This window comes from Pedomonas sp. (assembly GCF_036515995.1).
In the GTDB taxonomy this organism is placed as follows: domain Bacteria; phylum Pseudomonadota; class Alphaproteobacteria; order Sphingomonadales; family Sphingomonadaceae; genus Pedomonas.
The window spans coordinates 1-10,006 of sequence record NZ_DATBUP010000053.1 but is presented as its reverse complement, the minus strand read 5'-3'; the positions used below and the strand labels follow the sequence as shown (position 1 = coordinate 10,006).

Here is a 10,006-nt window from a genome sequence, read left to right as displayed (position 1 = left end):
CAGCCTGGCGCCCTGACCAGCGATCTGCAGCGACACGGCACCCGCCTTGTCTATGATGATGTCGAGTCCGTCGTGCGCTGGACTTTGGGGGATGTGCTGACCCTGGCGGAAGGCTTCCAGACCTCTCTGCCGCTGGCAGGGATCATGGTGCAGCGCTCCTATGGCCTGCTGCGCCCTCATCAGTCGGTGCGACCGACGGGCCGGCAGAGCTTTGTGCTTCGCCGCCCCTCCACGGTCGAGGTCCTGGTAAATGGCCAGCTGGTTCGCCGCGTGAGGCTTGATCCCGGCCCATACAGTCTCAGCGATTTTCCGACCACTTATGGTGCCAACGATGTGCGTCTGAACATTACGGACGACACCGGGCGCACGGAGACGCTGCGGTTCAATCTGTTCTTTGATCAGGATCAGCTGACCGCCGGGCGAAGCGAATTTGCACTGCATGCCGGGCTGAAAGCTCCCCGGCCCCGTGGCGGGATCAACTATACCAATGAATGGGCGGCCTCGGGCTACTATCGCCGCGGCATCAGCGAGCAAGTCACCCTGGGCGTCAATGCCCAGGCCGAAGCCGGAACCTCAGTGGGCGGGCTCGAGGCAATATGGGTAACGCCTTTTGGCATCCTGGCGGGGCAGGCGGCCATTTCCAGGTCTTCGGGCACGACTGGCGTTGCCGGCATTGCCACATTCCAGCGCGATTTTCCGTGGGCGCAGGGGTGGGGCGGCACGCTCAATCTGACGGCAGAGCTGTGGACGAACCGGTTTACCGCACCGGAGACCAGCACCGTGGAGGTGCCCTTCAAGCAGCGGATCGGTGCCAGCTACAGTCAGAGCTTCGGCGAGGCGCTGTATGCGGCGATCGATGTTCAGCATTCCAGCCGGATGGGTGATGGACCGGATCCGTTCATGATCCGCGGCTCCGTGGGCTGGAGACTGACCCCGGACATCAACCTTGCGGGAGATTTTTTCCATCAGCGCAACGTCAGCAGTGCCGGCAACGAAAGCGGTGCCCGACTTATCCTGACCGTTCGGCTGGGCGGACGCTCCAGCGTCCAGTCGTCCTACGATACCGCCTATGGCACCTCGCGCCTGTCTTACCAGCGCAGTGAGGGAGAGGGTGTCGGTGCCTACAGCGCAGGCGCTGATCTGGAGCACAGCGCGTCTGGCACGAATGCGAACGGCAACCTGAGCTACACCAGCAACCGGGCCGAATTCGCGCTCAGTCATCTGAGCAGCTTTGGCAAGCGCTTCGAGTTGCCCCGCGATGCGCGAACCAACATCCGGGCGGCGGCATCGCTTGCCTTTGCCGACGGGGCCGTGGCCTTCGGCCGCCCGGTGCAGGACAGCTTCGCCATCGTGACCGCCCATGAGAGCCTCGGAGGGGCCGAGGTCGTGGTAGACCCGACCGAGGAAAATTATACGGCCGCGACAGACAGCATCGGCCCCGCACTGAAGCCGAACCTGTCGTCCTATTCGGAGAGCACTGTTGCCATTGCAGCGCCGGACGCACCCATCGGCATTGACCTCGGGCGCGGCAGCTATCGCCTGTTCCCACCCTACCGCAGCGGCTACAGGTTCCAGGTGGGCTCGGAATATTCAATCAGCGCCTCGGGCCGGCTCTTGGGCCTGGACGGCCAGCCGCTCGCGCTCACCGCGGGCGAGGCGACCGAACTGGCAAAGCCGGAGCGCGGGACAATATCGGTTTTCACTAACGCCGCCGGCCGGTTCGGGCTTTATGGCCTGAGGCCCGGACGCTGGCGGATCGAAATGCTGACAGAGCCTGCACTCAGCTATAGTCTGGAGGTGCCTGAAGGCACGGGCGAAGTCCTGAACGTCGGCGATTTAAAGCCGAATTCGGAGGCACGATGACATCTGGAGTCCGCCACGGCCTGTCCCTTTCGGTCCTGAGCGCCTGCTGTCTCTGGGCCACGCCTGCGGCTGCCCAGACATGCGGTATCTCGGGCACAACGAGTACCAGCATCGGGGCATACAATCCCTTGTCGGCCAGCGGCCTGGCGGAAGTGTCCGTGACCCTGACGCTGACCAGGACTGGCGGGACGGAATCCGACAAGACCCGCAGTGTGAACTTTTTCCTTATCATGCCAGCCGGCCAGGCGGCTCTTGATATCCGCCACAGGGGGCAAAGCGTTCTGCACCCATTGTCCCAGGCGCCGCGGCTGTCGCTGACCTCACCCGGCGCTGGCACAATCTACCATGATTTCAGCGGCGCAGGTCAGGCCGACACTGTCTCGCTTCCTCTGACCATCAGGGTGCCTGCCGGCCTTGATCTGGTTGCCGGGCAGCCGCTGATCTTCGACCTCTCCTATATCTGCGATACCATAAGGAGCGGGGCATCGGTCCTGGTGCCCATGATTCTCAATCAGGCACTGACGGTCAGGATCGACGTGGCCAGTGCGCTTCGGGCGGGCTGGTCGGGTGCGGCTCTCAATTTTGGTGAAATCGGCGATCTCGACGATAAGGGCGCCTTGCAGCGCAGCATCGAAGGGGCGGTGCGGGTGGCAAGCTCTGGCCCTTACAGCGTCAGTGTCAGCTCGGCCAACGGCTACCGGATGACCTATCCCGGCGGCTCGCCGGAGACGCCCAGTCAGCGGATCGGATATGCCGCTTATTTTCTAGGGCGCCTCGCATCGCCGCAGTTTCCCCGCATCATGAGGGTTTTGTGCGGCCGAGCCGGTCTGGCCGGGAAGAACCTTCCGCTGAGGGTCCGTCTCCTGGAAGGAGGCAGGGACAAGGCCGCAGCGCCAGAATATAAAGACACCCTGACAATTACCGTCACGCCGCTGGCCGCAACCTACAGCGGCACCGTTGAAGATTGTCCCTGAACAGGAGGTTCTGCCGCTGTCAGATGCCGGGCTGCAAATGCACGGCGACGGATTGCGGGGCTGCGTTGCCATCGAACCGGAGCACAAGGGCGCGCCTGCGCTGCTCAGGTTGCGCCGAGCGGCTGATGAGCGTGCGGCCTGACGGGTCAAGCGCAATCTGCACATTGTCGATGATTGCCACGCCCCGCATGCTGCCGGTATGCTCGAGCCAGACCCGGTAGCCGGCACCGTTGCAAAGTTCCTCCAGCGTGCCGACGAACCGCATCGATCCGGCTTCGTCCGGCTCCGGATGCAGGTCCGATACGTCCGCCCGGCACACGACCGGAACCCAGCCATGAAGCCGGACGGCGCCTTGGATGGCGCCAGTGTCTGGCGACCCGGCGTGGCTGCTGGCCAGCGTCGAAGCCGTGAGGAACAGAACTGCTATGGTCACGCTGGTCTTCATGAAATGTGCCGAATTGTGGCTTAGGGGCAGAGTTCGCCCTGGCTGCGCGGCTTTTGTATCTGATACTCGAGCAACTACGCCGGCCGCGAGCGGACGCTGCAAAGAGCATAAATAAATCCGATGACCGGACAACCACCTGTAGCGGGATCAAGGCTTGCAGTTGCGCGCCGAGACCCGTTTCGGGAACTGCTGTGGCTCTTTTGCCAGCCTGCGCTGGCGACGGGAGACGGCGGGTCGCTCCGCGCCGAAGCGACGGTCGCAGATATGCTGGCGCAGCCCGCTGATCGATTGATGTCCTGTCTGGTCCGTGGGACCGGCCGGCTCCGCCGCCTCGTCCGGGAGATGCGCCCGGCCCTCGGGCAAGATCAAGGTACGGATGAAAGTCACTGGCCAAGAGACGGCTGGCCGTGCGGCTTTTTCAAAAAAGGCGTTGACCTGGCGCTTCTGGTCCTGTGCCTCTGCGCTGCTGACCCGGCTTCCCCTGCGGGCCTGGTTGCCCGGGCCTTCAGGGGAAGCCTTCAAACAGGACAGATGGATCAGAACTTGAGCGTCAGATCGAGACCCCAGGTGCGGGGCCAGTTGTAGTTGCGGGTGACGATGTTGCCGAAGGCCGCTCCAAAATCGATGCCTGCCGTCCGCTCGGCGGCGTTGAAGAGGTTCTTGCCGAACAGCGTTGCCTGGAGCGCGCTGTTGCCCACCGGTATGTCGCTGATGATCAGCCGCGCATCCACGGTGGTCAGAGCCCCGACCTGGGTCGAATAGATGTTGGGATCAACTGCGGGATCCTTGCTGTAGGGCAGGGACGAATAGCCCGATGAATGGCTGAGGTCCGCTGCCAGGGTGACGACGGCGTTGTCGCTCTCGTGGAGCTGGGCTTCAAACCCGGCCGAGGCCGTCCATTTGGGCACAAAGGCAAAGGCGTAGCTGTTGCCCGCATCCGGGCCGCCAACGACCGGGAAATAATCGAGGAACTTGGCGTCCGTATAGCCGACGTTGCCATTGATCCGCACGCCGTCGACCAGCTGCGCCTGCAACTCGACCTCAAAACCCTGGATTTTCGAGCGGGCACCGTTGGCTGTCCGCGTGATAAAACCCTCGGCGCTGGGCGAGAAGACGCTGATCTGCTGGTCGTGGTGCTTATCGAAGTACGCCGCGACGTTCAGGAGAATCTGCCCATCCAGCAGTCGGGTCTTGGCACCGAACTCCCAGGATTTGACGGTCTCTGGGTCATAGGGTGTGACCGCCGCCTCGACCGTGGCGGCATCGGTTGAAAAGCCGCCGCTTTTGAAGCCTTCCGCGTACTTGGCGTAGATGTTGAAGTCCGGGCTGAACGCATACTTGGCAATGAAGGTCGGGGTCGATCCCTTGAAGGTCTCCTCCGCTCGGGTTCCATCAGGAATCGTGATGAAGCCGGCGCTGGATGCGGAGCGCTCGACCGATTTTTTCTCGTGGCTGTAGCGGAAGCCGGCGGTCAGGATGAGATTGTCATTGAGAATGGGCGGCGTGTAGTCGACTTGGCCATAAAGGGCATAGGCGTCCGTCTTGAAGAGGGCCCAGGAGTCCATGGTGGCGCCGAAGAACTGCTGCGGGTTCAGCAGGTCGCCCTTGTCGTTGAAATAATAAAGCCCTGCGGTGTAGGTGAGCCGGCCGGCCGTGCCGCTGACCTGGACTTCCTCGGAGAACTGGCGGTAATCCAGATCGCTGCCGGCGGCTGCAAGTGGGAGCGGTGATGCGTCAAGATCCAGGGACTGGCCCCAGTCCATGTCGCGATACCCGGTGATCGATTTGATGGTGGCACCGCCCACGTCCCATGCTGCGGTCAGGGTGTGCATGGTCGAATCCATCGTCTCGAACAGCTTCTGGCCGTCAGGGCCTGCCGTGCCGTAGTAGTCGCGCGGACGCGATCCGGTCTGAACGTAGAGATACAGCGGCACGCCGATGTAGCTGGGGGATGCGGGGTCGAAAATGCCGTTCTCCCCGACCGACTGCAGAACGCCTGCCAACGGCGTGTTGCGCACCCGGTTGTAGTCGATCGTGTAATCGAACGTCAGATCGTCCGTTGGGGTAAAACGAACGGCACCCCTGAGCGCCTGGCTCTCCTCGTCGCCGATACGCTTGACTGTCGGGGGCGAGGACGGGATCTGGCTGTAGGGGTTCGCCCGGGCCTTGATGTAGCCCTCCCGCTCCGACCACAGGCCGGAGAGCTTGATGGCCAGGTTGCCGAAGGAGGGAAGATCAAGGGTCGCCTGTCCGAGGCGGCGATCATAATTGCCGACCCCGAGCTTGACGCTGCCGCCCCATTCGCCGCTGGGCTTGCGTGTGACGATGTTGATGGCGCCAGCCAGCGTGTTGCGGCCGAACAGGGTGCCCTGCGGCCCGCGCAGCACCTCGATGTGCTCGATGTCGGCAATTTCCATGGTCGAGCCGACGGACTTGCCGATGTAGATGCCGTCCACATACATGGCTGCGGCCGGCTCATACCCCGGGTTCGGGTTGAGGGTGACGGAGCCGCGGATCTGGATATAGCTGGTGGTGTTGCTGGCGCTGGCGACGACCTTTACGTTCGGCGCAATGCCGTCAAGTGCCAGAACATCGCTGATGTTGCGCTCCTCAAGGCTCGCCCCGGTCAACGCCGTGATGGCAACCGGGACGTCCTGCAGGTTCTCGCTGCGCCGGCGCGCCGTTACCACGATATCTCCAAGCACGGGTGATGCCTGGGCCTGCTGCGAGTGCGGCGCGTCCTGGGCTCTGGCCGGACCGCTGCCGCTGGCCAGGGCAATGATCGCGGTGGCCGCGCCGCCAAACATCACATCACGCGCGGTGCGATTGACTGCTGACATATGATACCTCCCCTTAAGTGTTCTGATCTGCCTTGCGCTGCGGTGCTCTTTGCGGCACCGTTTGAGCCGTCCTCAGCCGCGCTGGGACGAGATGTTGCCGCCATCGACCACGATCTCGGAGGCGGTGATGTAGCTGGCCTCCTCCGACAGCAGGAACCGGACAACCCGGCCGATTTCCTCCGGCGCGCCGATGCGCCCGAGCAGGATGCGCTTCTCGAAATACCCATCTGGCAGGGTATTGACGGAGGGCTGCATCATCGGGGTCATGATCTGCCCCGGTGAAACGGAATTTATCCGGATGCCGTAAGGCGCCAGGCCGTCCGCCATGGAGCGTACAAGGGACAGGACACCGCCCTTGGCGGCCGAATAGATCGGGTTGATGGCGTTCCCGAGCGTTGCGTTGATGGAAGACGTCGCCACGATCGCGCTGCCGGGTGAGCCCTTCAAGTCTTCGAGAAAAGCCTGCGTCAGCAATACAACCGGCCGCAGATGGACATTGATGCCATCCTCCCAGCTCTTGGGCGTCACGCCTTCGAAGCCGTCGGTGTCGACGGTGCCGGCACAGTGGACAAGCCCGCCGATCGTCGGCAAGGCCTTCCGGGTTTTTTCAGCCGCATCAAGAATGGCGTCGGCGTCGCGCACATCAACGCCAAGACCGAGAGTTTTGACCCCGTATTCCCGGGCCAAGGTTTCGGCGCGTTCTTCGGCGCGATCAGCATAAAGATCCCACAGAGCAACCGGTCGTCCGACGGCGGCAAGCGCACAGGCCGAGGCATAGCCCAGCCCGGAGGCGCCGCCGGTGATGACCACGCCCGTCGCAGGCGTTGCCAATTTTGGCGTGTAGTCAGCAGTCTCCATAACAAGATCCCTCCCTACCTACATGTTGGTAGGTGAGCGTATGGGGCACGGTTTTGCTTGTCAATTGAGCCGGATGCCTTTCAATAGGGGGGACCGAGAGGACAATTCAGAGCCCATGGCCATGCGATCCGCCGATGCCCCGACGCTTCCGCCCCAGACAGTCCGTGCGGACAGGCAAGCCTCCCGTTCGACGCGGGAAGACATACTGCGTGAGGCAGAGCGCATTTTTGCGGAAGTCGGCTTTGCCGGCGCCAGCCTTGATGACATTGCAAAGGCGGTTGGCATTCGCCGGCCCTCCGTGCTGCATCATTTTCCGTCCAAGCGGGAAATCTACGATACAGTCGAGGCGCAGTTTTACGAGGACCTCCGGCGTCACAGCCTTGGGCGGAAAGTCGAGGGGGCGGCTATGGACCAGCTCAAGGCCCTGCTCCGGGGATGGCTGGACTTCATGGTCAATCGGCCGACGGTGGCCCGGCTGATCTTGCGCAACAGCTCGGATCACGTCTCGCGCACGGCCGAGCCCGTCAAGTTCTCCGATGCCATCATCCGGGAATTCGAGGCCATCATCGAGGCCGGCCAGCGGGACGGGCAGTTCGCTGCCGTGGAGCCGATGCTGGCGATGCACTTACTCACGACGCCGATCCTGATGTATGTCTCGACCAGCCGCCTGCTCGGCGAGAAGCGTATTTATGACCCTTCTGACCCGGACCGTCTGGCCCAGTTCTGGTCCATGCTTGAACGCAGCGCCGAGGCCGTCTTGCGGCCGCACCTGTAACGCCATCCGATCAGCGCCTGTGCTGAGCCTAGGGGCGGGCCTTTCTTGTGCCCCGCCTGCTCCGCCCTTGCGTCCTTCAGGGCCCCGCCGTCGTTCATCATGGCGGACAAGGCTCGGTGCAGCGCCAGCCTTGTCCCAGAACTCCGCTGGTGCCCGGCCTTTCGGAGGCGCACACCGGTACAGGAGGGGCGCACCGGCCGCGGACGGCGCGGTTGCCGTGGCGGCCGATCCTTGGGATCCGACGCCAGGCGGTGCCCGAATTGTTCGGGTATCGAAGGACTAAGCCTTGCCATTGAAGTCCGCCGGTGCATATTAATTTCTCCGTTCGGGTTGAAACCCTCGGAAAATGGCGTCATTCTTGTCCGAGTTGCCGATGAATGCATGGATTTTCGGGGCCAAATAGTTAAAGAGTCGAAGTATTGGCATTAGAGACACCGACACCCGCTGCCAGACGGCTGCTCTATAGGATCAGTTGTCCGGCACAGGCGAGCAGGCGTTCCGAGGACGGAGACGGCCCGGCGCCCCGGGCGCGGCTGGTGGCCTGATGCTGGCAGCGATCCTTTCCGTCAGAAGCCTGCTGATCGCCATCCTCGTTCTCATGGGCGGCAGCGGCTTCATGTCGACGCTCGTCAGCCTGCGTCTCGAGCAGGCCGGCAGCAGCGATATTGTCATCGGTGCGGTCGCAACCGCCTATTTTGCCGGTCTTGTGCTCGGATCCCTTCGTGCGGGCCTGGTGGTGAGGCGGGTCGGGCACATTCGCGCCTTTGCAGCATTCGTGGCGCTTTTGTCGGCAACGACCCTTGCCTACGCCTTGTTTCAGACCCCGCTGTTCTGGGCCGGCCTGCGCCTCTTTGACGGCATCTGCGTTGCCGGGGTCTTCGTGTGCCTTGAGAGCTGGCTCAACGACCGTGCCGAACCGGAAACCCGCGGCGGCATTCTGGCGGCTTACATGGTCGCGCTCTATTCGGGTCAGGCGCTGGGCCAGCTGCTCCTGGCGGCGGTCGGGGGGATGCCGGCAGCTCCCTTTCAGGCGGCCTCCATCCTGATTTCCCTGGCGATCATTCCCTTGTGCCTGACGCGCAGTGCGCCGCCGCTTCCCGCGGAGCCGACGCCGTTTTCACTCAGGCGCTTCTTCATGGTGTCTCCGCTGGGAGTGGTCGGCGCAACCGTAACCGGCCTCATGCTGGGCGCATTCTATGGCATGGCTGCCGTTCATGTACGCCGCCTCGGCCTTGATCTGGCCGAAACCGCCACGTTCATGAGCGTCGTGATCCTGGGCGGTGTGGCGCTGCAATGGCCGCTGGGGCGCCTCTCCGACATCTATGACCGGAGACTTGTCCTTGTGGCCAGCTTTGGCGCGACGCTGGTGACGAGTATCGGTATCGCCCTGGCATCCGGGCCTGGGCTTCTTCTGCTTGCCATGGGTGGCCTCTGGGGCGGCCTCAGCTTTGCGCTTTATCCGCTCTGTGTCGCGCACAGCAACGACCGCCTGCATGCAAGCGAGCGGGTGGCCGCCAGCGGCGGACTGGTGCTGCTCTACTCGGTAGGGGCCGCGCTCGGGCCAATCCTCGGGGCAAGTGCCATGAGTCTCATCGGGTCGAGTGGTCTGTTCCTGTTTATCGCGCTGTGTGCGGCTGGAATGCTGGCCTTCGGCCTGTGGCGGCTGGCGGCCCGTGACCCCGTCCCAAGCGACGAACAGCAAAGCTATCAGATCTTGCCGCGCACCACGCCGGTTGCCGCCCTGCTCGACCCCAACTCCACCGAACTTGACCAGGATGGCATGACCGTACCATCCGCGACTGAAGGCAGGATGTCCTCATGACAGAGAAGGCTGAGACGATCGCCTCGCCGACGACCCTGGAGCAGGTGCCAGACAAACGCACGCTGCGCCGCGCCATCGCCGCATCGGCGATCGGCAATGCGACCGAGTGGTTCGACTACGGCATCTACGCGTACGGCGTTACCTACATTTCAGCGGCGCTGTTTCCTGGCGAAATGGACGAGGCCGTTCTGTTCGCCCTGGCGACCTTTGCCATCTCCTTTCTGGTCAGGCCGCTGGGCGGGCTGTTCTGGGGACCGCTGGGTGACCGGCTCGGCCGCAAGTCGGTGCTTGCCCTCACCATTCTTCTGATGGCGGGGGCAACCCTGTGCGTCGGGCTTATTCCGTCCTACGCCACCATCGGGTTCTGGGCGCCGACACTGCTGATTGTGCTGCGGATGGTCCAGGGCTTCTCGACGGGCGGCGAGTATG

At 63.3% G+C, this 10,006-nt stretch carries 8 protein-coding genes; 5 read left to right on the top strand and 3 right to left on the bottom strand.

The window, feature by feature from the left end; translation table 11 throughout:
* Both VIG90_RS04495 and VIG90_RS04490 read left to right on the top strand, forming a co-directional pair.
* Positions 1-1,863, top strand: a 1,863-nt coding sequence (locus tag VIG90_RS04495) for a fimbria/pilus outer membrane usher protein (RefSeq protein WP_331592257.1), incomplete at its 5' end; no start/stop codon positions are given.
* A 158-nt stretch (positions 1,864-2,021) separates the two neighbouring features.
* On the top strand, positions 2,022-2,837 hold the full coding sequence (locus VIG90_RS04490; RefSeq protein WP_331592256.1) for a hypothetical protein: 816 nt from the start codon (positions 2,022-2,024) through the stop codon (positions 2,835-2,837).
* A 19-nt stretch (positions 2,838-2,856) separates the two neighbouring features.
* Here VIG90_RS04490 and VIG90_RS04485 read toward each other — a convergent pair whose 3' ends face one another.
* From VIG90_RS04485 to VIG90_RS04475, 3 genes are all read right to left on the bottom strand, one after another.
* Entirely contained in the window at positions 2,857-3,270 is a 414-nt protein-coding gene (locus VIG90_RS04485; protein ID WP_331592255.1) for a hypothetical protein, read from the bottom strand.
* 548 nt (positions 3,271-3,818) lie between these two features.
* A complete protein-coding gene (locus tag VIG90_RS04480; protein WP_331592254.1) occupies positions 3,819-6,122 on the bottom strand; it encodes a TonB-dependent receptor in 2,304 nt (767 codons plus the stop codon).
* A 72-nt stretch (positions 6,123-6,194) separates the two neighbouring features.
* On the bottom strand, positions 6,195-6,980 hold the full coding sequence (locus VIG90_RS04475) for an SDR family oxidoreductase (protein WP_331592253.1): 786 nt from the start codon (positions 6,978-6,980) through the stop codon (positions 6,195-6,197).
* Between the two features lie 115 nt (positions 6,981-7,095).
* On the opposite strand from VIG90_RS04475, the gene VIG90_RS04470 reads away from it, so the two are divergent.
* The 3 genes from VIG90_RS04470 to VIG90_RS04460 form a co-directional block, all read left to right on the top strand.
* Positions 7,096-7,755, top strand: a complete 660-nt coding sequence (locus VIG90_RS04470; RefSeq protein WP_331592252.1) for a TetR/AcrR family transcriptional regulator — start codon at positions 7,096-7,098, stop codon at positions 7,753-7,755.
* A gap of 544 nt (positions 7,756-8,299) precedes the next feature.
* The gene (locus tag VIG90_RS04465) at positions 8,300-9,577 is read left to right on the top strand and encodes an MFS transporter (protein WP_331592251.1); all 1,278 of its coding nucleotides are present in this window, start codon (positions 8,300-8,302) and stop codon (positions 9,575-9,577) included.
* Positions 9,574-10,006, top strand: a 433-nt coding sequence (locus tag VIG90_RS04460; protein WP_331592250.1) for an MFS transporter, incomplete at its 3' end; no start/stop codon positions are given. The genes VIG90_RS04465 and VIG90_RS04460, both read left to right, overlap by 4 nt.

Bases quoted from the DNA above. Each gene is read 5' to 3' on its own strand.
- VIG90_RS04480 (WP_331592254.1), bottom strand. From the start codon at position 6,122: ATGTCAGCAGTCAATCGCACCGCGCGTGATGTGATGTTTGGCGGCGCG.
- VIG90_RS04475 (WP_331592253.1), bottom strand. From the start codon at position 6,980: ATGGAGACTGCTGACTACACGCCAAAATTGGCAACGCCTGCGACGGGC.
- VIG90_RS04470 (WP_331592252.1), top strand. From the start codon at position 7,096: ATGGCCATGCGATCCGCCGATGCCCCGACGCTTCCGCCCCAGACAGTC.
- VIG90_RS04465 (WP_331592251.1), top strand. From the start codon at position 8,300: ATGCTGGCAGCGATCCTTTCCGTCAGAAGCCTGCTGATCGCCATCCTC.